Annotated in this window: 15 protein-coding genes; 1 reads left to right on the top strand and 14 read right to left on the bottom strand. The window is 44.8% G+C overall.

What is annotated here, in order from left to right:
* The first annotated feature begins 559 nt into the window (after positions 1 to 559).
* Entirely contained in the window at positions 560 to 1,453 is an 894-nt protein-coding gene (locus DEO27_RS02590; protein WP_112569432.1) for a PepSY-like domain-containing protein, read from the top strand.
* A 196-nt stretch (positions 1,454 to 1,649) separates the two neighbouring features.
* On the opposite strand, the gene gldM is transcribed toward DEO27_RS02590, so the two are convergent.
* From gldM to DEO27_RS02520, 14 genes are all read right to left on the bottom strand, one after another.
* Positions 1,650 to 3,185, bottom strand: coding sequence for a gliding motility protein GldM (gene gldM / locus DEO27_RS02585; RefSeq protein WP_190295299.1), 1,536 nt, complete (start codon positions 3,183 to 3,185; stop codon positions 1,650 to 1,652).
* Positions 3,186 to 3,234: 49 nt separating this feature from the next.
* Positions 3,235 to 4,032: a gliding motility protein GldL gene (gene gldL / locus DEO27_RS02580; RefSeq protein WP_112569431.1), complete on the bottom strand. Its 798-nt coding sequence runs from the start codon at positions 4,030 to 4,032 to the stop codon at positions 3,235 to 3,237.
* A 26-nt stretch (positions 4,033 to 4,058) separates the two neighbouring features.
* A complete protein-coding gene (locus tag DEO27_RS02575; protein ID WP_146749998.1) occupies positions 4,059 to 4,685 on the bottom strand; it encodes a hypothetical protein in 627 nt (208 codons plus the stop codon).
* Positions 4,682 to 5,590 (bottom strand): gliding motility protein GldN, encoded by a 909-nt coding sequence (gene gldN / locus DEO27_RS02570; protein WP_112569427.1) that lies wholly within the window; start codon positions 5,588 to 5,590, stop codon positions 4,682 to 4,684. The genes DEO27_RS02575 and gldN overlap by 4 nt, the downstream gene beginning before the upstream one ends.
* 5 nt (positions 5,591 to 5,595) lie before the next feature.
* A complete protein-coding gene (locus DEO27_RS02565) occupies positions 5,596 to 6,885 on the bottom strand; it encodes an SUMF1/EgtB/PvdO family nonheme iron enzyme (protein WP_112569425.1) in 1,290 nt (429 codons plus the stop codon).
* Positions 6,886 to 7,044: 159 nt separating this feature from the next.
* A complete protein-coding gene (locus tag DEO27_RS02560) occupies positions 7,045 to 10,608 on the bottom strand; it encodes a family 43 glycosylhydrolase (RefSeq protein WP_112569423.1) in 3,564 nt (1,187 codons plus the stop codon).
* A 21-nt stretch (positions 10,609 to 10,629) separates the two neighbouring features.
* Positions 10,630 to 12,927 (bottom strand): S9 family peptidase, encoded by a 2,298-nt coding sequence (locus DEO27_RS02555; protein WP_112569421.1) that lies wholly within the window; start codon positions 12,925 to 12,927, stop codon positions 10,630 to 10,632.
* Positions 12,928 to 13,205: 278 nt separating this feature from the next.
* Entirely contained in the window at positions 13,206 to 14,606 is a 1,401-nt protein-coding gene (locus tag DEO27_RS02550) for an aminopeptidase P family protein (RefSeq protein ID WP_112569419.1), read from the bottom strand.
* A 90-nt stretch (positions 14,607 to 14,696) separates the two neighbouring features.
* The gene (locus DEO27_RS02545; protein WP_112569417.1) at positions 14,697 to 16,181 is read right to left on the bottom strand and encodes an aldehyde dehydrogenase (NADP(+)); all 1,485 of its coding nucleotides are present in this window, start codon (positions 16,179 to 16,181) and stop codon (positions 14,697 to 14,699) included.
* A 195-nt stretch (positions 16,182 to 16,376) separates the two neighbouring features.
* Positions 16,377 to 18,599 (bottom strand): putative Ig domain-containing protein, encoded by a 2,223-nt coding sequence (locus DEO27_RS02540; RefSeq protein ID WP_112569414.1) that lies wholly within the window; start codon positions 18,597 to 18,599, stop codon positions 16,377 to 16,379.
* Between the two features lie 11 nt (positions 18,600 to 18,610).
* Positions 18,611 to 20,044, bottom strand: coding sequence for an APC family permease (locus DEO27_RS02535; protein WP_112569412.1), 1,434 nt, complete (start codon positions 20,042 to 20,044; stop codon positions 18,611 to 18,613).
* Between the two features lie 71 nt (positions 20,045 to 20,115).
* Positions 20,116 to 21,915, bottom strand: coding sequence for a DUF885 family protein (locus tag DEO27_RS02530; RefSeq protein ID WP_223818146.1), 1,800 nt, complete (start codon positions 21,913 to 21,915; stop codon positions 20,116 to 20,118).
* 38 nt (positions 21,916 to 21,953) lie between these two features.
* Positions 21,954 to 22,856, bottom strand: a complete 903-nt coding sequence (locus DEO27_RS02525; RefSeq protein WP_112569410.1) for an AraC family transcriptional regulator — start codon at positions 22,854 to 22,856, stop codon at positions 21,954 to 21,956.
* 426 nt (positions 22,857 to 23,282) lie between these two features.
* The gene (locus tag DEO27_RS02520; RefSeq protein ID WP_112569408.1) at positions 23,283 to 24,527 is read right to left on the bottom strand and encodes an NAD(P)/FAD-dependent oxidoreductase; all 1,245 of its coding nucleotides are present in this window, start codon (positions 24,525 to 24,527) and stop codon (positions 23,283 to 23,285) included.
* Positions 24,528 to 24,674 lie beyond the last annotated feature (147 nt).

The raw sequence follows: 24,674 nt of genomic DNA, 5'->3' as shown, positions 1-24,674 counted from the left end.
ATACACATGTCAAAGTTTTTCAAACGCTCTATTGGCTACACTACATAGATAATTTTATGCAATTAACCGCTTTGCTGACCATATAATAACTAATTAATAATTAGCTATTTACACCATTATTAAAACCACCTAATGTTCACAAATATTCAGAAAATAGCGAAATTAGTTTTCGTTCCAATAACATGGCACAGCAGCTATGCCCGCAACTTTTTTAATTTCCCTCAATTGTCAAAAATGTTTTATAAGCTCACTAATAACCCCGCGCATTTGCCTGTGCTGAATACTCGCGCCATTTGAGGATCGAAATAATCCCCAAATGACAAAACATCCAAAATGATCTGTCAATTCATAATTAGCTCCATCTATAAAACCAGGATCATTTGCCAATTACAAAGAACTGCAATCAAGCCGTTAACGCCCTTAAGCAACATTTCAAACGTCGATTTAAATCCCGCATTCATCGATACATCTCCCGACGAGCCAATTTTCCAATTTAATTTTAATTAAACCTGTCCACAAAAAGGCAGCGCTAATTATCAATTTAAATTAAATCAAGAAAATGAAATCCTTTTACGCTACACTAATGGTGTTGGGTACAGTTATCTGCCTGGCATCATGCAAAAAGGAGAACGCCTCAAAATCAGGTTCAACCGGCGTTTCTTCATCAGCCATCGGCTCAACGGGTGCTATTGCTATCAGCCTTGCATCCGGAAGTACCGATAGTGTTTATATGGTTGGCTGCTATGGCAGGCATAATCAAATAGATACCGTTGCTTCAAGTGCCTTACCAACCGCTATAGGCACCTACCTTACAGCCAATTACAGCGGCTACACTTTTAAAAAGGCATATGCCATTGATAGCGCAAGCACCGTTGTTAACTACGTTGTAGTAATCAAATACAACAGTGCCCTTGTTGGCCTTAAATTTACAGCTGCCGGCACCTTTGTAAACATCCTTGAACAACGCGAAGGCATGGACCTTAAAGGACAAGGCTGGCATATGGGTGGCCCTTTTGACAACCGCGACGGCAGACACCGCGACACTGTTGCAATTTCGGCATTGCCTGCTGCTGTGAGCAGTTACTTTTCGGCAACCTATCCAACAGATACCTTGCTGCATGCTTCTGTAGCCCCCGACAATGTTTATATCTTGATCAGCAAAAACGGCGTACTTTATTCAACCGCTGTAACTGCCGCAGGCAAACTGGTTAAACGTGTTCAAATTGAAAAACACGATTTAAGACATGCCGCTGTTACCGAAGCAAACCTTCCGGCAGCTATTGCTACATACCTAACCACTACCTATCCCGGTTATGTATTTGACAAAGCATTTTCTGAAACATCCAACGGTACCTTACAAGGTTATGTTGTGTTCATTACATCAAACAGTACCAGGTACGCGATAATTTTTAACGCTTCGGGTACATTTGTTAAAGCCCTGCCTATCCACTAAACAAAAGATCATAGCGCTGTTGGTAAGCCATGTTTTTAACTAAACATGGCTTACTTGCTTATATTCAGGAGCTAAAAGCCGAACGCCAACCGATCATCTAACCTCCATAAATTCGCACACAACAATCACAAATTTAGTAGCACAGCGTTTGGCGATTCAACCTTTTGCCTTTGACCTTTAGCCTTTAACCTTAAAACTAATTAGCCGTCAAAGCCACCGGGGCCAGTTGCCTTGGCGCTCCATCCGGGCCAACTGCTATAATGTTATCAAAAATTACGTGCGAACCCGGTTTGATACTACTGAGCGAAGCCTGCATTTCATTACTCAGGGCATTTCCAGAGGTAACCTGTACCGAGGCACTTTCACGCGGATTGGCAATGATCAAACTGAAACGGGTGATCTTAAACCGCGCATCAAAATCAAAATTATCCAATGTGGCATAAATGGCGTCCTGCGCTTTTAGCGCTACCGTTGGAACGCCCCCACCCGACCTGCCCGAAAATTTAGCGATAGGGTCCGGGACCCTTTTAGCCCTGAATTGTGTGCGGCTCAGTACCTCCGTTTTGCCGGGAAAAATCTCTGCCGATACTGTTACGGTTACCATGCCGGGAGTGTTTACCCTGGCTACATATTTACCCGAAGTACCGCTTAATGTACCTGCCGAAATACCTATCCTGATATTTTTTGAGGGGATACCCGGTACAGATACCGACACGGGATTATCTACACCGATATAAAAAACGTTCATCTTATCGGGCGATACCACTGCCGAGGGCCGGGCAACCATATACTGCTGCTCGGGCGTGGTATAGGTTTTTATGCTACCATCGGTTTGTTTCACCTTGATGGTACCTTTCCAGCTAAAAACACCTTCCTTGCTGGTTGAAGCATTATATACACCCCGGCCATCGGTAACGCTGATCGGACTGCCGCCAACCTCCATTTGTGGGGTCGACCGGGAATCATAGGCTGTTAAAAAAACCTGGGCCTTGTACGGCTGCCCCTGGATGAGGTATGAAGTTGGCGCTACGGCCACTGCCTCAAACTTATCCAGGTTAACAATGGCCCTGTCCATCTTGCCCAGGATCTTTTTCACCACTTCCGACTCGGCGTTTTTATTATCGGCCTGTATTTTTGAAAGTATAGTAAAATCTGCTGTCAGGGGTACGCCCTCGCCAAAATTCAGCTCCTCCCAGGTTTTGGCATTTCCGTTGTGCTTAACAGGATCATTGGCGCTCAGTGTAAACGATACTGCGCTGCTATCTTCCTTGCCCAGCAGCAGCTTAAGTTTTTCGCGGGTATCGTTAATCTTTTCTTTGAGTGCTTTTGCCCTTTTTTTGTTAATCATCACATTATAACCTATATCCAGGTTATCCCGCTCCTTTAAATCGCCGGTAAGTTCATCGTAGCCCGAACTTTGATTAACCAGCTCGTTCTTTATCTGGGTAATGAGATCATTTAACCCGGCGCTTACCTTTTGGGCCGCTTTCGCCTTTTGGTAGATGGGCGCTGCCCTTTCGGGCGATTCTTTAAGCCGGGTTTGTTCAAAAGCCGTAAACAATTGCTGTACCGAATTACCAACGTTAGCCGCCGAGGCGGTTAAGCTATCGTTAATGGTTTTAAAGGCATCTAAAATAGAGGAAGACACATTTAGCGCCAGCATTGCCAACAGCACCAGGTACATGATATTGATCATCTTTTGCCTGGTGGTTTCCTTTCCTGCAATAGCCATTTCTTTATCTGATTAAAATTTACACTAAACCGTTATTGCCAGTCCGCAATTACACGCGGGGCTGGTTCATAGCCGAAAGCATATTGGCATAAAAAACATTTAATGCCGATATATTTTTGGCCAGCTTGTTAACCTCATCCTTAAACTGCCTGCTGTCATCTGCCGATTCATTAAGGTTTTGCAGGGTCTTGCTTAATCCGTGGTAAAAGTTATTTACCTGTTTCAGGTTTTCATCGGCACCTTTCAGTTCCGACTCATACAGGGCATTAAGTTGTACCAGGTTGCCTGTAAGCTTTGCCACCTGGTGCTGATAAGCATTGGTATCGGCACGGCTATCGGCAATGGCCGAAAGTCCAGATGTCGCCCGCTCAAAAGCAATCCCAAACAAATCAAATTTGGATGCGGCCTGCTTCAGCTTTACCGAAAACTCATCGGTACCTAAGGACACATCAGCAATGGTATTGATGCGGTCAACCTTTTCGGCAAACACTTTCAGGCCTTCGCCAAGCCTGCTGATGCTCAGCTCGTTCAAATCAGCATCGGTTAAAAGCTTATCAAGCGCTGCTGTTTGGCCGCCTGCCACAGGCATCATTCGTGACTTATTTACCGGCCCTCCATCGTAATCAACAGCCAGTTCGGGGTATACCCTTTCCCATTCGGGTTCCTGCGCCGGTGGGAAAAATCCGAGGGTAAAAAACAGCATGGCCTCTACGGTAAGTCCCAAGCCTATCATGTAAGTACCCGCCTGGCCACCCCAATGATTAATTTTAAACATAGCACCAAGAATTACGATACTGGCACCCCATGATATGGCTACGTGAAGCCAGTTAATTTTGCTCTTTTTCATTTTCTTAATATTTAAAGGTTAATCAATTAAAATCGGTAGTAGAGAGTAAGCCCGGCGTTCATCCCCGGTAATAACCCACGCAAACCGCTGCTTACTTTTTCGGCTCTATCATCATAGGTTGATGTAGGTGAGCTTATAGGAATAAAAAAACCGAAATCTGTACGGAGCCCTATACTGTGGCTTAACGGCATGTTGCCCAACCCTGTGCCTATGTACGGCCGCAGTTTCGACATGTAGATGTAGTAATTGGGTACTGTGCCTATCCCCTCCCGGTACAGCGTATTGTTAAAATAATAGCTGATACCGGCCGATACATACCATTTGCGCGAAAGCCAATCGGCATTACCGTACAGCGGTTGCCAGTCAACAATACCATAAACAGATGTGCGGTTAAGGCCAAGGTCGCGGCCATTATATTGTACCGTAATATCGGGCACGGTATTGAAACCTATGCGGGCGTTAAACACCCTGCCAAAGGCGGATGATCCCTGCAGGCCTACACCCTGTGTGCCCAATTGCAGGCCTATCGAGTTTTTTGGGAAGGCACTGTATTCGGGTAATACCTGCGCGCTCGCCCTGCCACAATAGCCCAGGAAGCCCACAAAAAGCATCCACCACATAAAGTCTTTCAATAATCTGATTTGCGTTGTCATGGCTTTTCCTCCTTATTATTTTGAGTTTGATTAACCAGGTTTTTATCATTAATTCCCCGTGGATTTTTCCAGATATTTTTCTTCAGATCGGCTATCTTTTGTTGCAGCTTAAGCGCCTCGGGGCTACCCGGATCCAGCTGCCCACTTTCGGCATTACCGGGCGAAAATTGCCTGATGAGGTAGGCCGAAAACTTTTGCTGCATGAAAACATCATCAAGCGTTACGTCGAAGATCCCCTTATCAGGCTCGCTCACATCCTCCTGTACCAACGCGAAACGCAACTGCGGGAAGTAGAGCCAGAATGCCGGGGCCGATGCCATATTTCCCGGCAGATCGGCCGTGCCGGTGATGTTCATCATGGGTGCGAGGCCGATAATGCGGGTATCCACCTTACCCCGCTGCCTGTCGAAATAAACATCTTCCTCAATCCTGAAGCGGGTTATCCTGTCGGGATTAAAATCATTGAGCACCATTTTTGATGAGATCTGGTTGCCATCCTTATCAAACTTTGGCACCAGCACCGAGTCGGTAAAGCGCATGGAACCCTGTTTGGCGGTCAGCTTCTTTTTAAAATCATCTTTTTCATAGGGCGTAAGCTTTCCGGTAGTTAAGCCCTTCATAATGGCTTCCATTAATGAATGACCAGGGATGGCCAGTATAGCGTTCGAACTATCGGCCAGATCAATAACCCGCCAGATCCTGGCATACATCCTGATATTTGCCGGATTGGTTTTAGGATAAGGAAATGGCCTGGCCTGGCTCAGATCGGCCTTTTGCAGGTAGCTATCGAATGATGGCAGCGTATCGGTTACCGTACTATCCGGCGCCGACTGCGCGAAATTTTTATGAATGCAGGTTCCCATAAGCAGTAGGATTACTGCAGTTACTTTTTTCAGCATGTTCATGATTGTTACTTTTTAGTGTATTTCCTGGTTTTAACCTGTTCGCCGGTGAGTTCAAAGGCGGCCATCACACAGCGGAAACCGATATAGGAATGTGCGGCTTCCTGGTCATCAAAACTGCGGGTATCGGTGTTCAGCATTTCGCCATTATCTTTCCATGAGCCCCCGCGCACAACCTTACGCCGCATCAGCATGGCATCCTTACTTGTAGCATCGTACAGCAAAGCCGGGTTCAGGTCATTCACCAGTTGAGATGAGGAAGGGCTGTAAGCGTCAAGCGTCCATTCAGATACGTTGCCGGCCATGTTATAAATTCCGAAGGCGTTGGGCGTATATGAGGTTACAGGAAGTGTAAAGGTAGATCCATCACTGGCATAGCTGCCCTCGCCCTGTTTAAAGTTAAGCGAAAGCTGTTCTTTACCGGTAGCCTTATCAACCGTGGTTTTTACCGTATGATCGGTAGTATCGTTGGGACTAAGCTTTGCTTCGGCAGCAAATTGCCATTGTGCCTCGGTTGGTAAACTAAAGCTAAGTTTAAAGTTGCGCAGGTTAGGATTGTTCCTGATCATAAGCCTGAGCTGTGTACCGCGCCAATCGGCATAAGCCCGGGCCTGTTTCCAGGTTACCCCAACAACCGGGTTGTACTCGTAAATTTTGTTGGTAAAGTAATTGGCATCCATCACGGTCATCTGCGCATTAGGAAAATCTGCCGACCATACCGATTCATGCGGATAAACACTTACGGTATCCATCATGTACTCATTATTTTTTACGCCATCCATCCTGATGTAGTAAAACCGGTAAACAACAAGTTCCGGATTGGGCACCCGCACGCCGTTAATCATAGTCATCATCGGTGCCAGTTTCTCTTTAACTTCGGGCGGAGCCTTTTTCCAGAGGGGGGAAATCTTGTTAACCTTGCTCCAGTCTATCAGCCTTTGTTCTTTGCCTGCGCTACCAACGGTTGCGCCGGTTGCGGGCATAAAAAAGGAGTCGTCGTGGAGATAGTCGGTAATAGCTACAGAATCAGCAACCCAGTTTACAAAAGCCTGGTACTGCTTGTTGGTTACTTCGGTTTTGTCGATAAAAAAGGCGCTAACGCTTACCTTTCGCTGTTCGGCTTTGTCATCGTTCAGCATTTTGTACATGAACGTTCCTGACGGAATGTAAACCATTCCCTGCGGCGGAATAAGCCGTTTTACAGAAACAGCGCGTGTTTTGGGCGTATTATAAATACTTGGCTGGCAGGCGCTGAGCATCAGCAGCAGCAATCCTGTTATTGGAACAGACGATCTCATTCGACAATTAATTAAAAATTAGTTAAGTCAGAATGATTTCATATGTGCTTATTGATTGTGTGGTTAAACAATAATCAAATATGAATGAAGGTGCTGTTAAGAAGTGTTATGTGTCGATAAAGTATTTAATGTTATCGATGAACAGTCATTTTGTATGCTTTATTTCCTGCTGATAAGTTTAAAATTAGAGAATTTAACATACGAGCGATGCGGGCCGTAGGTACTGTGGTAAAGTCCGATCTGTAAATCGCTGCTGTTGAGGTCAGGCCTTGATACCGGGCTTCCGGGCAGCTCTGTCCAGTGTGTACCATCAGCGCTGCTCCTGATATAAAACACGTCCCCTGATTTTTGAATCTGTAAATAGTGGTTATACTTCCATCCGGTTTGCGTGTTGGTTTGCATACGATCGCCGCCTCTAAAATTGGTAAACATATTGCCGCAGTTCCAGGCCGGGAAAATACTGTTCTGGATGAGGTTTTCTGTACCTTCCGAACCGATCTGTTTAGCTTTCCGAACCATTAAGCCCATATCGCTATTACCAGCTACCTTTTTCTCTTTGAAACCGCTTACATCGGTTACCTCTACTTCGGCCACAAAATCGCCCGATACGTTGAGATATAGAAAGGGACCATAAGACAGGTTGCCGTCCCAGTTTGAGCCTTTTGATTCCAGCATCAGCACGCTGTCACCGCTTATTACTTTGCGCTCCAGTTTATCTTCGGCACCAATTAAGCCATTCCATACAGTACCGGTTGCGCCATCGGCAATAAAATCCTTTTTAACTATAAAACCATCTGTAACTACATTAAACAATGCCGAAGATGTGCTCACCGGTAAAGCCGCTGTTTTTGAACTTACGTTGCCATAATTATCTTTTACTTTAAATGAATAGCTGTAGTTTTTATCGGAGGTAAGCCCGTAGCTGATGTAATACGGATTAGCCTGCCATCCGCTTGATTTGCTGCTATCTACCTCGTTAATAAAATCATATTGAAGATTTGACTTTACCGAAGCATAACCTGGTGCCTGCATTTCAACCATACCCGGTGTGATGGATTTGGGAGCGATTTTAAACGCCAACGGCCCGGTTACAGGAGAATGATAGTTTTGCTTCCAGGCACTACTTAACTGCTTGATTTCTGTTGATGACAAACAGTGTTTATAAACCACAAGACTATTGACAGCACCCTTAAAATCATCCCCCAATAATAGCTCATCTTTAAGATTATTGGCTTTTGAAATAATTGAAACCAACGTGCCATCCACATATAGCTTACTGGTATTTCCGCTAACGGTTTTAATGATACAATGCCAGTTACCTCCGCTTAAATATTTTCCGGCATTGATTAAAGGTTCTGCGGAAGACCTTGATTTCAGTATTGAGCCGCTTTGGGCAGATGTACTTTGATAAACACTTAAAGCTATGCTGTAACCTTTCCCCGAAACACCAACACCATTGTTGAAAACCAATGCGTTTTTGCCCGTAAAATTAACCGCTATCTTCCCTGCAACATCGGCCACTTCAGCCCTGCTTCCATCTCCCGGTTGAAATGTTCCACCTGCTTCGCCGTTGTTCACCCATTTTTGAAGCAATCCGTAATTTAATTTAGAAGCATCAAGATAAACTGCGATATCTGACTTTGCAGGATGTAAAGCCCATTGTTTAATGACGCTATCGGCCATGGGCTTGTTGTAAATTTTAAGCGATGATATTGCGCCCGAAAAATAGCCCGAGCGGTTTGTTTTAGCGCCGATGATGAACTTATCTGCAAGCTGCAAAAACAGCATCTTGTTTTCTGTATTGTTCAGCTCGCCATCGACAAATAGTTTTTCAAATGACCCATCAAAAGTAACCACCACCTGGTGCCATTTCCCGGCGGTGGGCATGGTTTTGTATTGAAAGTCGGAAACGCCAAAATGCTGTACCGCGCCGGCTGTTTTATTGCTTCCGAAGCCAAAAGCAGCACCCCGGTGATCCGATTCGCCGCTTGTCCAGCTCAGTATCGGATTCTCATCCTTGATCTGATCGGTGTAAACCTCATATGCTACTGTATAACTGTTATTACCTGCAAGCGACTGCGGTACCGCCACCGTTGATTCAAGCGCCTGTGTGCCATTAAACACCAAAGCTTTTTTTCCGGCAATGATATCAACAACAGGGGGTTTACCTGACGCCATAAAACTACCGCTCAATACACCATTATTAACCCACTGAGACACAGCTTCGCCTGCCTGATTAGCCACATCAAGGTTTACCAACAAACCTTCTTTTTCTTTTGCAGATACTGTTTTTGCTATGTCTTTTTTATCAGCAAAAGCATCACCGGTTACCACTCGCTCACCGTAGACTTTTACATTCCATATCGCTTTGTATAAACCCGGATATTCTGTCCCTGTAATGGTTAAGCGTATAAAGCGGGCCTTAGCGTTCCCTGAATCCACCATTGGCGAGCCATGTTGCTTATTCTCTCTTCTATCAGCAAACAGCTTCCAGTTTTTTCCATCTGCTGATGATTCTATCAGGTATTGATAGTACCAGGTTGCATATTCAAACTGGGTTAATACCTGTTGTACTGTTTTTTCCGACCCCAGGTTAATAGTGATCCAGGCCGGGGCACGACCGTTATCAGCCGGTTTCCATAAGCTGCCATTATTGTTATCAACCGCGAAAGAGGGCTTATAATTTTCGTTATAGTAAGATGAAGCGGTTACCTTTTTCTGATAAGCCTCATCGGGAGTATTAATGGTACTTTTTCCTAATAACCCAACGCCAAGGTGCGTGGGAACAATCTTTTCAATATTACCATCTGCATCAAAAACTATCTTATCCGCGCAAACCTGCCGGTGATAGCCCCCGTTGGAGTGCGGATTGTTATGCCGGTGATACACCATATAAAAATCATCTCCCACCTGCACTACCGACTCGTGGCCCGGCCCATGAATAGAGCCATCACTATTGGTACTTAACACCGGGTTATTTTTGCCGAACTCAAACGGCCCCATAGGCCCGGTTTTACTGATAGCGTATTGCACCCGGTAGGTAGAATCTTCACAAAAACCAGACGAGTAAGTAAAATAATAAATACCCTTCCGTTTAAACATAAAAGGGGCCTCAAAAAAATCTTTAGCTATAGTATTAGGAATCTTTGCCGTTTTGGCAAATGTGTGCATATCCGGGTTCAACAAACCTACACCACAACCATGATCGGGATAGATACCCCAGGTACCCCAGAACATATAAATCTTGCCGTCGTCATCTTTAAAAGTTTGCCCATCCAGCGTAATCACTCCGGGGATAAAGTAATTGGGTATCATTGATTTGCCATCGGACAGCAAGGGTGTCCACGGTCCGGTAGGACTTATTGATGATGCCCCATAGATATCAACGGGCTGGCAATAGTACATGTAATACTTGCCATCGTTTCCGTCAATTACGTCGGGAGCCCAATAGTAATTAGAAGTTGGCCAGTTCATATCGTGCATGGTCCAGTTCACAAGATCTTTGGATGTCCACACCTGTGACGGGCCATGCCCGCCACCATTACCATCAGTGGTAGCATAAACGTAGTAGGTATCGCCAAACTTGCGTACGGTTGGGTCGGCAAAGTAACCGGGAATAATGGGGTTACCATTACCCGGTACTGTTGCTGATTGTTGCTGTGCGGAACTGTTTAAAACAGCCAGACACAAGGAAAGGAAAACTATTAACTGAACTTTTCGCATTGTGTTACCTATCCAGCAAAATTAATTATGCGCTAACTCATCGGTGTTTCTTGCCGGCGGCTCTGCATTAAGCAGGTGCTTTACAAAAAAGTCGCGTTTCTTTTTACGACCATAAGGGCCGCCATCGCTATGGCCCATACCCGGCACCACCAGCAAGTCAAACATTTTATTGCTCTTGATCAGCGCATCCGCAAAACGGAAGGTTGATTCGGGCGGAACATTGTTGTCAGCCTCTCCTACTATCAGCATCAGATCGCCCTGTAATTTACCGGCATTGGTAATATTTGACTGTTGCTCATAATGCGACCCGACAGGATAGCCCATCCACTGCTCGTTCCACCATTGTTTATCAATACGGTTATCATGGCAGCCACAGGCAGAAACCGCGGCTTTATAAAACTCGGGATGAAACAATAAAGCGCCTGCCGAATTTTGCCCACCTGCCGACGTTCCGTAAACACCTACGCGGCTGATATCAACCTGCGGATACTTGGCTGCAAGCGCCTGCATCCACAGTATCCGGTCGGCAAAACCTGCATCGGCAAGGTTATGCCAGCATACATCATGAAAGGCTTTTGAACGGTTTGCAGTACCCATACCATCCATTTGTACCACAATAAAACCTAACTGCGCTATACTCTGCATTTCGTTGACAGCCGAAAAACTTTTAGGCACAAACGAGTCCTGCGGACCGGCATAAATATTTTCAATTACAGGATAGCTTTTATTAGGATCCATATTGGCCGGGCGATAGACTACACCCCAGATATCGGTTTTGCCGTCCCTTGCTTTAGCAACAAAAACTTCAGGGAGTTTAATACCGGTAGCTAAAAGCGCGCTCAGATCGGCATGCTCCAATTCCATCACTGTTTTTAGGTCGGCAGTATTTTTAATTACAATCCGCGGAGCGATATTAACTTCCGAATAAGTATCGATGTAGTATTTTCTATCAGCCGAAAATGTTACGCTGTGATTGCCTTTTTCGGGCGTAAGGTCAACCAGGTTTTTACCATCAAAGCCAATACGGTAGTAATGCATAAAGTAAGGGTCTTCGCCTGTATTTTTACCGCTTCCCTTAAACCAGATCTGCCTTTTCTTCACATCAACACTGTCGATATCGCGCACTACCCAATCGCCTTTGGTTACCAGTTTTTCTTTTCCGCTCAGCTCGTCAACCAGGTAAATATGGCGCCAGCCGTCTTTCTCGGTGATCCACACTATCTCATGTGTTTTGGCGGCGTAGTAAGTATAAATTCGTTGTTCATAAATAAACGTATTTGTTTTTTCATCAATAATATCACGGGTTTTACCATTGGTAACATCTACCTCAATAACCCTGAAACGCTGGTGACCACGATCAGCCTTTTCATAGGTAAAATAGCGACTGTTAGCATCGCGCCAGTGCAACCGCGGCGCGCCAAAAAAGTCTATCTTTTCGGCATCGGTTTTTATCGCGCTTTTATCGGTGATGTTGAATATATACTGCTGATAAGATGTAAATTCATCGCCCGGCTGATCATATTCATGCGATTTCAAAACCGCACGCGTAGTGCCCGGCACCGAGCTTAGGAGATAATAAACCTCTTTTGTTTTTTTAGGATCAATGCGATAACCTACTATATGCTTGCTATCCGGAGCCCAGCTCAGTTCGCCATAAGGCTTGTCTAAATTGCCATCGGTAGTTAATTTGATCTCACTCGCGTTTTTTAGTGATTTAACAATGATGTTTCCCCCCTTTACAAAAGCCGCCCATTGTTTATCGGGCGATACAGAATCGGTAGTAGCATTCTCCCAACGATAGTGGCGTTCCTGCAGTGGCTTATCGTTATCATAACTTTGGTGTACGGTATCGGTAGTTTTGCTGCATTGCAGTGTGCTCAGATCGTATTTGAGCCAGGTATTATTTGTTTTAAAAGTAGCCTGTTTTTTATCGGCGCTAAAAAACATATCGTCAATTTTAAAGCTGCCTTCTTTTATGGCTTTGCCTGTTATTTTGCTTACTTCTGGACTTAGCTGGTTGCTTTCAAAAATGGTTTTCTTAGATCCTTTTTCAGGATCAACCAAAACATAAGCTGTTTGGTTGCCGGCTATCCTTTTGCTATACCAGAACTGGTTGCCATCCACCTGCCAGTTGGGTCTAACATTAGTAACATAAGGGATCTTTTTTAAAGCAGAATCAAGCGCATCGGCTGCTTTATAGTTTTGCAGCATTTCTGCATGCGTGGGATAATATGGAATAGCTTTAGTTTGAGCTTTGGCTGATTGGCCTGCAGCGGCTAAAAAAACGGTTAACAGTAAATATTGGTGGTACCTTGCCATAAGTTATAGTGTTGCGTAAAGTTACCTAACACCACAAGCTTATATTTACATAAATTAACACATCATAGCAGGCATTTAGCAAATCGGCCCGCGATCTTTTAGATGCGGGCCGATTTGCTTTATTAATTCATTTTGCTTTTGATTCCCCTCTTGAGAGGGGGTGCGATGGGATAAGTGGTAGCAGGGGTGTGTTTCTCCAACAAGTTTATCAAAGCAGAAACACACCCCTCCGCCCCTCTCAAGAGGGGAATCGCACTTAACCCCCGCCTTTATTTATTTTATCCTCTCAAAGCCTCAATTTCCTGCCTTGTTTTAGGCAGATATTTACCTAATAACTGGCTCCCGGCATCGGTTATTAAAAAATTATCCTCGATACGGATACCGCCGAAATCACGATAGGTGTTCAGCACGTCGTAGTTAATAAACTCTGTGAATTTCTTTTCAGCTTGCCAGCGATCTATCAACTCCGGAATGATATAAATGCCCGGCTCAACAGTAAGCACATATCCTGCTTCCAGCTCGCGGCCTAATCTTAATGATTTTAAGCCGAATACGGTTTCCTTTTTCAAGGTATCGGTATAGCCAACATATTGCTCGCCCAGGTCTTCCATATCATGCGTATCCATGCCCAGCATGTGGCCTAAGCCGCATTGAAAAAACATGGCATGTGCACCGGCGGCAACAGCCTCGGCTGGGTCACCTTTCATCAGGTTTACCGCTTTGAGGCCTTCGGCCAGTTTCTGACAAGCCTGTATATGCACGTCTTTGTAACGTACGCCCGGTTTTAACATGCTAATGGCATGATCCATCGAATTTAAAACCACATCGTATAGCTCCCGCTGGCGGGTGTTGAACTGCTTGCCTACCGGGAAGGTACGGGTAAGGTCACCTCCATAGTGCATGGCGTTTTCTGCACCGATATCACTTAATACCATATCGCCTTCTTCCAGGATGTTACCGTAATAATGCGTGTGCAGGGTTTGACCGTGTTTGGTGATGATAGCTGGGTAACCTAAACGGGAATCATTGGCGATGGCGACTTCATGCGCTTTGGCTACCAATTCATATTCCCTGATACCGGGACGGGCATATTTCATCACTGCCAGTTCCATGTCGACGCTGATAGATACAGCTTTCTCAATTTCGGCAACCTCCAGCGGAGTTTTGATCACCCTTTGGGCTATTACCGCTTTTACCAATTGCAATGAAACGCGACTTGCCACATCTTCCAGACTGGTATTTAGCCAATCGGCCAGCTTAATTTTATTTTCGGGACGATAAGGCGGCAGGATATGAACCGGGCGACTGCCGGTAACCGCCTTATGGATATAATGCTTTACATCCGCATATGGCCTGGTTTGCGAAACACCAACCTGCGCGGCCATTTCGCTAACAGATGGCAAAGTACCAGTCCAGATAATATCATCAATAGTAAGATCATTACCGAAGATCACTTCCTCGCCGGTATCAGTATCAATAATAGCCGCCAAACCCGCTACATCAAGTCCGAAGTAATATAAAAAGCTGCTATCCTGCCTAAACAGGTAGGTATTGTCTTTATAGTTCATGCTGCTGTCATCGTTTCCTAACAAAACGATGATGCCATTAGCGCCCATGCTTTGTTTTAAAACATTACGGCGTTGCTCATAAACCTGCTTATCAAAAAGTTGAAGTTTCATAATACAAAATTAAACATGCCGGCTCTGTTGAGGAACCGGCATGTGCAAGTATAATTTAAATTTGATTATCTGATGATGTTTAACATCGCACTATTTCTTCCACTCGCCATCAAACAAACGCCAGATGTTGGTTGGATTGGCCTGTTGCAAAGCCAATGGCAACAGCGCGTCCGGGCAGTTTTGGTAGCAAACCGGGCGTACCCAGCGTTTAGCAGCATTGATACCTACCGCGGTAAAACGGCTATCGGTAGTGGCCGGGAACGGGCCGCCATGCACCATACTGGCACAAACCTCAACACCGGTGGGTACGCCATTAAACAATACCCTGCCTGCTATTGACGGCAATAATTGTAACAGGCTTGAATGACCTGCAAAATCATCATCGGTACCCATTACTGTAGTAGTGAGCTGACCTGATACTGATTTTAATACTTTGATCAGTTCCTGCTCGTCTTTACAAGCTACCATTAATGAATATGGTCCGAATACCTCTTCGTGCAATAAGTGATTTTCAAGAAAAGTTTCGGCACTTACGAGGGCGATGGTTGGCTGAGCTTCGATATCGATGGCTTCTGTAGCCGACTTAACAACGCTGGTTACACCGCTCTGCTCCAAAGCAGCATGGCTCTTTTTCTCATAAGCCGAATGGATGCCTGCGTGCAGCATTTTGGCCGGTTTGATTTCTTCAATACCGTTACCTAACAACTTGTAGAAATTATCCAAACCTTCACCTTCGACAGCCAGCATTAAACCGGGATTGGTACAAAACTGACCAACACCTAAAGTAATGGAGCCTGCATACTGCGCAGCCAGATCGGCGGCGTTTTTGTTTAAAGTATCCGGCAAAAATATAACGGGATTTATACTGCCCATTTCTGAAAATACAGGAATAGGCTTTTTGCGTTCTGAAGAATACTGAAGCAATGCTAAGCCACCAACTGTTGAGCCCGTAAAGCCAACAGCAGCGGTATCATCCGCTTTAACCAATGCTTTACCACTTTCAAACGAAGTACCATGTACATGCTGAAAAACATGCTCAGGCATATTGCTGCTTACTATCGCTTTTTTGATAGCCTGGTAAACCATTTCAGAAGTTTCGGCATGAGCAGGATGTGCTTTTACTACTACCGAACAGCCTGCACCCAGCGCGCTTGCAGTATCACCACCTGCTGTTGAATAGGCAAACGGGAAGTTACTCGCGCCAAAAACTACTACAGGGCCAAGCGGAACAAGCATTTTGCGTAGATCCGGGCGTGGCAAGGGTTTTCTATCGGGCAAGGCGGTATCTATACTGGCTTCAACCCAGCTGCCTTCGCGCAGCATTCCTGCAAACATGCGCAGCTGACCAGTGGTACGGGCGCGCTCGCCGGTTAAACGGGGTAACGGAAGATTAGTTTCTTCAGATGCTTTTTGCAGCAAGGCATCGCCTATTGCTTCTATTTCATCAGCAATAGCCTCCAAAAACAGGGCCTTTTGTTCGGCGCTTGTTTTTTGATAAGCCTCAAACGCGCTTTGCGATTGCTGCATGATGATATTTATTTCTTCGATGCTTTCTTCTTTAAAGTTGTTAGCCATGGCAGATATTTTAGTAAAAAACGAGGGCTTGCGCCATTAATATGCGCGAGCAAATATATTTAACCTTTTATGATGCGCACTGAAGATTCCTAACCAGTTATAGCAGGATTTTATCTTATTTCTACAGCACAACTTCAAAACAGATTAAAAAACGGTCAAGCGATATAGTACTCAACAGGTAGGCAAGCGTCTTGTTTACATCAATTTATAAAACCTTACCCCATGCGGCGGGATATTACAGGATACGCCGGCAACATTTTTAGCGATATCTTTTTGCTGCCAGATATCCCTTACAACTTTAACCCTGCCCATATGGATGCTGTTAAAATCAAGCGTATACTTCGAGTACTTTTCGCCGAGATTAAAGATGCCGATAGCCTTACTGCCATCTGCCAGTTGTTTAACCCAAACCTGAATCTGTTTATCGTTAATCACCCGCCCGGCTTGCTTGCCTGCTACGTCCTGATCAATGGCTATAACCTCCCGATTTTTTAACAGGTTAAGGGTAAATTCATCAAGCTTATCCATATCACAGCCAATAAGCAGCGGTGCCGATAAAAGGCTCCATAAGCTCATGTGTGTATACTGCTCATAAGGCGTTAAATTAGTTTGGTGCAGATTTTCGCCCCAACCTACCCTGCCTAAAATAAGCATATCTGGGTCGTTCCAACCTCCCGGCCCGGCGTAGGCCGCGTTATTGGTCTGACTAAAACCTATACCGTACAAACTTTCCCAGGTATCAGTAATATCCTCGGTAGTGCGCCACAGGTTACCGTTCATTTGCGTGCCCCATTTCCAAACATCTTTTATACCGTACTGGCAAATGCTGTAAATAATATCCCGGGGCTGTTTTGCCAGTTCATCGCGCATTACCATGTATGGTTTTTGCTGCGCGAATAGCGTGGTATCACCGGCCGTTTGGTCGGAGTAGCTGCATAGGTCGTATTTCAAATAATCAACGCCCCAGTTAAAATATGTGCCAGCATCCTGACCCTCATGGCCTAACGAACCCAGGTAACCGCCACAGGTTTTTGCTCCCGGCGACGAGTAAATGCCAAACTTTAATCCCTGTTGATGCAGGTGCACGCCAAGGGCTTTCATATCTGGAAATTTCTCATTCGCGGCTATAGCTCCATCCTGTTGCCTTGCAGGTGCTTGCCAGCCATCATCTACGTTAATAGAGTTCCAGCCGTAATCGGTGAGGCCTTTATCAACCATTGCTTTAGCTGATAGCCGAACTTTTTCATCGCTCACATTTAGTCCCCAGCAATTCCAGCTGTTCCAACCCATGGGCGGGGTAAGGGCTAATAAATGCCCCGATTTGATAGTAAGGATTCGTGCGCTTCTTCCTAAATTGTTACTTACCGAAACAGATACTTTGTAATCTCCTGCTTTAGGTGCGGTTCCGGTTATGATGCCCGTTTTATTATCGAGTGATAAACCTTCCGGCAGATTTTTTGCTAAATAGTTTAAAGGCTTTTGCCCGCTTGCCGCTATTTTGTAAAGTACCGGTGAGCCGGGATGTATGCCTAAAACCGCAGCGCCATTAATCATTGGTGTTAATGGAACCCTGGGCGTAAGCAAATAAGGCGCTATCTCGGCAAAGGTCTTGGTCTTGCCTGATGCAGTTTCGGTAAACTCATAAAACAATTTAATGCCTTCGCGATGGGGAAAATTGAGCGTGTAAGTTTCCTTACCCAGGGGCTGGAGATTAGCATTTACCGTTTTCTCGGCAATTGTTTTTTCAGTAACCTCGTCTATGATCCGATAGTGAAACTTGCCCGTGATAATGGTTTTAAAGCTATTACTGATGGTTAATTTGCGTACCGATTGCGCATTGGGTAAAAAGCTGATATCTGTTTGGGTAAAAACGATGCCATCAAATTTTTCCAGCATATCAATATAAGGGCTTCCCATAAAAATGCCACCCGAGCCGCCGCCGTCATAAACTTTTATGGCGATGACATTTTCCGCATCCCATTTAATGGCCGGATCGTTTGCCGCGATGCAGTAATTGCGTACAGCAGGCCACTTGCTCACGTAGCCGCCCTTATCTTCAGGGAATGCACCGGTTTTACCAATCAGTTTGCCGTTAAAATAGGTTTCATCAACATCATTAACATGGGCAAGGAACACTCTCAAACTATCGGCCCAAACCGCCTGCTTTTTTAACGACGACGGAATAACCACATGAATCCGGTACCAGGCAAAACCATGATAATCCGGGTAACCCTGCTCCTGCCATACATCGCCTACTTTGATGTTTTTCCACTGCGCGTCGTTAAAGTCGGCATTTTGCCAGGCTTCATCATTTCCGGTAGAGAACTTTGCAATGCTTAACTTAATAAAATTCCCATTTTGGGCCCGGGCTGCTATGCTCATAGTTATAACACATAGCAGCGATAAGATCTTTTTCATGAATGGGTAGTCTATAAACTTTCAACCGGGAGTTCGGCGGCTTTACGTTTTTTGCTGCCACCTATCAGGTAATAAACAGGGATGCCTGTCAGGGTAATGATCAAGCCCGGATAAGTATATGCCGGTTTGTATTTGATGAGTAACAGGCAAAAAGCAATACCCATGATGATATAAATTATTGGCAATACCGGGTAGCCAAAAGCCTTGTAAGGCCGCTCGGCATTGGGCATTTTTTTGCGTAGGATAAAAATCCCGATGATGGTAAGCACATAAAAAACTACCACCACAAACGAGATCATGTCCAGCAGATCGCCGTATTTACCGCTCAGGCTCCAAAGGCAGGCAAACACGCACTGCAACCATAAACCAAAACCAGGTACCGAGTTTTTATTCAGCGTTCCTACTTTTTTAAAGAAAAGCCCATCCTTAGCCATCGAGTAATAAACCCTCGCGCCCGACATTATAAGCCCGTTATTGCAGCCAAAGGTTGATACCATGATGAGCAAAGCGATGATCACCGTACCCGAACTGCCAAAAATATGCTGTGAAGCAACCACACCTACCCTATCTTTATCAGCAACGGCAATATCATGCAATGAAAGTACACCAGTATACATGATATTGGTTAAAATGTAGATCACCGTTACGATCAGCGTACCCAGCGCCAAACTTAAACCGATGTTCCTTTTCGGGTTTTTGATCTCCCCGGCTATAAAAGTCACGTTGTTCCATGAATCACTGCTGAATATAGAGCCCACCATAGCCGATGCGATAGCGCCTAAAGCAGCAATGGTAGTATAGGAGGCAATAGAACCATCACCGTTGAGATGGTGCATATCCCATGCATTTTTCCAGTTATCGCTCCACACCGAAGCTTTTAAGGAAAACAGGCCAAACACAATCAGCCCTAACAAGCTCAGCAGCTTGGCCATGGTGAAAATGGTTTGTACAATTTTACCGCTGTTTACCCCACGGGTATTGATATAGGTTAAAAATACGATCACCAGGATGGAGAGCAGTTGTGCTGGTGATATGGTGATAAAACCCAGATCAACAGCAACCAGGTCTTCGCTCAGCTGTGGGATCAGATAGGCCGTAAATTTGGCGAAAGCAACCCCTACCGCGGCAATAGTAGCCGTTTGTATCACGGTAAAAAAACTCCATCCGTATAAAAAACCAACCAAGGGGCGATATGCCTCTTTCAGGTAAACGTACTGGCCACCCGCCCTGGGGAACATGGCACTCAGCTCGCCGTAGCTCAGGGCCGCGGTGAGTGTCATAAAACCGGTGATGAGCCATACAAATAGCAGCCAGCCCGCGCTGCCCACATTGCGGGTAATATCCGCGCTCACAATAAAAATACCGGAGCCAATCATACTGCCTGCCACCAGCATGGTGGCATCCATCAACCGCAACGAAGGCTTAAAAGAAGTACTGTTCTCCATAAAATGTTTTTTGAAAGCTAAAAGCTGAATGCATAAAGCTTAAAGCTTTACCATCGATGCTATTTAATTAATTATTTACCTCCGAAATCGTAAAATTTCCAGCTTGTTGTAAAATCTTTGCTTAAAGCCTGGTTGGTTAACGTAGCACGAAGCATCTCAACCGGGATCAGGTTTTCTTTGATAGCTGCATCATGGAATTGTTTAAAAGTCATTTTGCCACTATCAACCAACTCTTTCCTCAACTCGGTCAATTGCAAACCGCCCAACAAATAAGCCACCTGGTAAAGCGGACTATAGCCCCCTTCAAATGAGCGCCTTACTTCCCCTTCGGCATTGGCACGTTCATGACCTACACGGTCAACCAAAAAGTCGATACATTGCTGCGGTGTCCAGTTGCCTAAATGGTAGTTGAGCGAAAAGATTATCCTTGCACAACGGTGCATGCGCCAGAACAGCATACCAACACGCTCTTCAGGCGTTTTGGCAAATCCTTTATCGTACAACAACAATTCCCAGTATAAGGCCCAGCCCTCAACTGCGAACGGTGTCCCAAAATCCTGCCGGTAAGCTTTGTAACGGCTGTTCATAAAATATTGCAGGTTATGACCGGGGATTAGTTCATGCTGTACCGTTCCCCTTGAAAAATAAGGGTTATTGCCGCGCATGCTCATCAGCCTGTCATCATACTGCATGGTATTGGTTGGATACGAGATGCTGATCTCCTTGCCACCGGTGAAAAATGGGTTAACCAATTGCCTCTGCGGCGACATCATCACCATGCCCCAGGTTTCTTCGGCCAGTGGCGGTATCGTGATCAGGTCACGCTCTTTTATAAAGCTGATGGCATCGTTGTAGAGTTTAACAATTAGTTCGGGCTGATGGCCTACCGGTACATAACTGTTCTTTACTTTTTCAAGCGCTTTTTTCCAATCGCTGCCAAAACCCATTTCCTGCGATGCTTTCAACATCTCCTTATCGCACCAGGCAAACTCCTTGTTGGCAAGTTTGATAAGCTCTTCAGGCGTATAAGGGATCATCTCGGCCTGTAACTGGCTAATCAACTCTTCCCTGCCAATCGGCACGCCTTTGATACCGCTGCTATCGCTTTTTTGGCTGGTGTTCAGCTTTCCTTTGCTAATAGCTAACTCGCTGTATCTTTCCAGCGCATTGTCAACAGCCTTATAAGGCTCAGGCACCCACCATGTAAACGATGGATCGTACTTATTATAAAAGCCAAAAAAATCTTTTAAACGCCCTTTCAAACCAAGCAAAGCGGCTTTAGTTACTTTAGCTACCGGCATATCCACAGATGGAAGTTTACGATATGCTGTAGTATCTGCTTTGAGTTCTTTCAAGATCTTGTTCAAATCACCTGCAACCCTTTCGCCATCCACAAATGTTCCTCGACGGCGTTTTTGTTCAAGCGCGTAGATCTCATCGGCAAATGAAATATATTTAGCGGCCTGGCTGTACAGGCCTTCTTCTTTCTTCAGGTCTTTCAGATCAAAGTTGATACGTTTTTTCAGCAGGATATAATCAACCTTGCCGTATATACTCAGGGTGTTAAAGTCGGTTTGCTCCAGTTGTTTCAGATAGTCGTTATCAACCTCAATTAGTCTTTTACGTTGTTCGGGAGAGTTAATAACATCCTGTTTATACTGATCTTCGCCGCGCTCATTAACGTTGTAGGGCGAGTAAAAATCGCGGATTGCATTCATATCCTGCCCATACCTGATAATGGTACCGGCAATTTCGCTGGTTTGCTCGTATAAATTACCGGTTGGCTTTGTTTGCGCCTTTACAGTAAGCACGCCAAGGGTAAGGGCATAAAGGGTTAAACCTTTTATGGCTGTTTTAGTATTTATTAGCACGATAAATTAATGGTTTGAGGTAAAAAGAAAAAGCCGTATTAGCTGGCAGCCCTGTTAAGGCTGATAAGATTGTTGTTGTATGAGTCGAGATAGCCGCGCGGTGAATTACCGATTACACATTTAAATACGCGGTTAAAGTTGGTAATGCTTTTGAAGCCACATTTATAAGCCACTGTATTGATGCTTTCAAATTTATGGGCGATGAGTTTCTTGCAGGCCTCATTGATCCTGATCTCGTTCAGGAATGAAATAAACGTATGACCTGTATGCTTTTTGAAATATCTGCAAAACGACTCGGGGGTCATGTAGGCTACCTTAGCAACATCCTCAAGCGTGATAGGCTCACTGTAATGCTGCATAATATAGTTGTAGATATTACCTATCCTGATCCCCTCGTTTTCGGTTATACCCGGCAGGTTGCCATAGGTTGATAAAGGATCGAGCTTGGTTTTGATATTAGTAAGCCCTTTCAACAAATGGAAAAACTGAATGAGCTGATCGGGGCCGGATGCCTTTTGCAGGGCGATCATGATCTGCGATACTTTATCAACCACAGAATGTGGCACTTTAAACCCTTGCTGATGTTGTTGCATAAATATCAGGCTGGGCTTAAGCTCAGGTAGTGAGAACAGCGGAGCCAGTGCACCTTCAGGGTTAAAAAATATAGTAAGCGCCTCAATTTGCTTGTTGGAGTTAGGCACAAAGTATTCAGGGTTGCTTTTAAATACATGCGGCAGATTGGCGCCAATTAAAAACAGGTCGCCGGCCGAGTAATCATGCATGTTATTTCCTGCAATCAAAGTCCCCTCACCCTGCTGGATCCAGGTGAGCTGAATTTCCTTATGACGGTGCAGGTATGGGTAATGGTAAGGCAAACAGACCTTTTCTGCTATCACACTTTTATCGTGCGGAACCGGGATAGTAAATTGTAAAACTTTCATCTGCTACTTTGATTATACTTGTTGAATTTACAATTACTTAACTTAATTTGCTAATAAATGAAGTTAAAAGGATAAAATACGGGCAATATCTGGTAATTTATGGTTGATAGCGCTATCAAAATTGGCCTAAAAACCCATTTTTATCCAACAGATAAAAAGTAAATTAAATGTTATATAAACAATTAAAATCGAAATTATAGCTACTACAGCCATTATTTAACCGAATAAAATATTTTTAATTGTATAGAATACAACTAATGTACATTTTACACTAACCACCTTTTTTAGGCAGAAAAACCATTTTTTAACCTGTTTTCTATGATTCAGGTAATAAAACGTACTCCTGTTAAAGCAAAAAACCGCTCATCAGGGGTGGATGAACGGTTCCGTTTTCCGGCAAGCCGGAAGGGTAATCAATTGTTTAAATTAAGATCTTTCAGGAGCAAATTCTTTAATATCGATAGAGGTTGGTTTGCCCGAAATAATTTCGCTGGCCAGTAAACCGGTTGCCGCTCCAAGGCTCAAGCCCATCATACCATGCCCGGTAGCCACAGTAAGATTATTATACTGCTTGCTCCTGCCGATATAAGGTAATCCATCGGCAGATGAAGGGCGGAAACCAAACCAAATATCTTTTTGATCAGGAACAGCAGGTTTTAAACCAGGGAAATACTTCGGCACCGATTCAACTATACCTTTTACACGGTTCATGTTAATGCGGTCGTTGATTTTATCAAGTTCCATAGTACCACCATAGCGTAAGCCGCCGTTCATTGGTGTTATGGCAACCCTTGCTTCGGCCAGTAACGCAGGGATGTGCATAGTTTCGCTGTCGTCCTTCACATTAAATGAATAGCCTTTACCCGGCATCAGTAAAATTTTCAAGCCCAATAACCTGCCGATAGCCGGCGACCATGAGCCGCCCGCAATGACATACTCATCGGCGATAAATTCCTCATTCCCTGATAATACCCTGCTTACCTTACCACCTTTGCTTTCTATTTTGGTAACCTCTTTATTAGCCACCAATTTTACACCAACGGCTTTCAGGTGTTTGATTAAAGCAGCCATCAGTTTATTGGGCGACAGGTGAGCATCACAACGGTAGTGTACCGCACCCAACACATCAAGCTCAAGCTTGGGTTGCAGCTTTTTACAATCATCAACACTAAGCACGGCCATGTCCAAACCTAATTCCCTGCCTTTTTCGGCCATGTGCGCTTCTTCTTCGCCGGCCTTTTCGGTTTTATAAAACATCAGGATGCCCTTTTCAACCAAATCAAAATCGAAGCCCGGCTCTTTGCTCAGATCTTCATAAAGCTTTTTGCTGAGCAATGACAGTTCGGTTAAAGGCGTAGCCGACCTTTCAACGTGCTCCGTATTGGCTTTCTTTAAAAATTTCAATCCCCATGAAATCAATTCGGGGTTTAAAGATGGCTTCACGTAGAACGGGCTTTTGCTGTTAAACATCCATTTAATACCCTGCGAAACCATTCCCGGAGTTGCCAAAGGAATAAAGTGGCTTGGCACTATCATACCCGCGTTTCCGTATGAGCAACTGTCGGTCATATCACCCTTATCCAGCACAGTAACCTCATGCCCGGCCTTTTGTAAATAATAAGCCGAACTAAGTCCTACTATCCCACCTCCTATTATCAGCACCTTTGCCATTTTTTATTTTAAGCTGAAAGCTTAAGGCTGAACGCCGAAAGCTTTTATTTAGAAAATTATTAATTAGAACGTTAATGCAAACGTCATTGCGAGGCACGAAGCAATCGCAAACTATACAGGGCGGCCCTGCCAATCGGGGATTGCTTC

It is taken from the genome of Mucilaginibacter rubeus, assembly GCF_003286415.2.
Classification (GTDB): domain Bacteria; phylum Bacteroidota; class Bacteroidia; order Sphingobacteriales; family Sphingobacteriaceae; genus Mucilaginibacter; species Mucilaginibacter rubeus_A.
This window is presented reverse-complemented; position numbering and strand designations above follow the sequence as displayed.

Bases quoted from the DNA above. Each gene is read 5' to 3' on its own strand.
- DEO27_RS02520 (WP_112569408.1), bottom strand. From the start codon at position 24,527: ATGGCAAAGGTGCTGATAATAGGAGGTGGGATAGTAGGACTTAGTTCG.
- gldL (WP_112569431.1), bottom strand. From the start codon at position 4,032: ATGAAAAAGAGCAAAATTAACTGGCTTCACGTAGCCATATCATGGGGT.
- DEO27_RS02565 (WP_112569425.1), bottom strand. From the start codon at position 6,885: ATGAGATCGTCTGTTCCAATAACAGGATTGCTGCTGCTGATGCTCAGC.
- DEO27_RS02540 (WP_112569414.1), bottom strand. From the start codon at position 18,599: ATGAAAAAGATCTTATCGCTGCTATGTGTTATAACTATGAGCATAGCA.
- DEO27_RS02535 (WP_112569412.1), bottom strand. From the start codon at position 20,044: ATGGAGAACAGTACTTCTTTTAAGCCTTCGTTGCGGTTGATGGATGCC.
- DEO27_RS02525 (WP_112569410.1), bottom strand. From the start codon at position 22,856: ATGAAAGTTTTACAATTTACTATCCCGGTTCCGCACGATAAAAGTGTG.
- DEO27_RS02560 (WP_112569423.1), bottom strand. From the start codon at position 10,608: ATGCGAAAAGTTCAGTTAATAGTTTTCCTTTCCTTGTGTCTGGCTGTT.
- DEO27_RS02575 (WP_146749998.1), bottom strand. From the start codon at position 4,685: ATGACAACGCAAATCAGATTATTGAAAGACTTTATGTGGTGGATGCTT.
- gldN (WP_112569427.1), bottom strand. From the start codon at position 5,590: ATGAACATGCTGAAAAAAGTAACTGCAGTAATCCTACTGCTTATGGGA.
- DEO27_RS02555 (WP_112569421.1), bottom strand. From the start codon at position 12,927: ATGGCAAGGTACCACCAATATTTACTGTTAACCGTTTTTTTAGCCGCT.
- DEO27_RS02590 (WP_112569432.1), top strand. From the start codon at position 560: ATGAAATCCTTTTACGCTACACTAATGGTGTTGGGTACAGTTATCTGC.
- DEO27_RS02550 (WP_112569419.1), bottom strand. From the start codon at position 14,606: ATGAAACTTCAACTTTTTGATAAGCAGGTTTATGAGCAACGCCGTAAT.
- gldM (WP_190295299.1), bottom strand. From the start codon at position 3,185: ATGGCTATTGCAGGAAAGGAAACCACCAGGCAAAAGATGATCAATATC.
- DEO27_RS02545 (WP_112569417.1), bottom strand. From the start codon at position 16,181: ATGGCTAACAACTTTAAAGAAGAAAGCATCGAAGAAATAAATATCATC.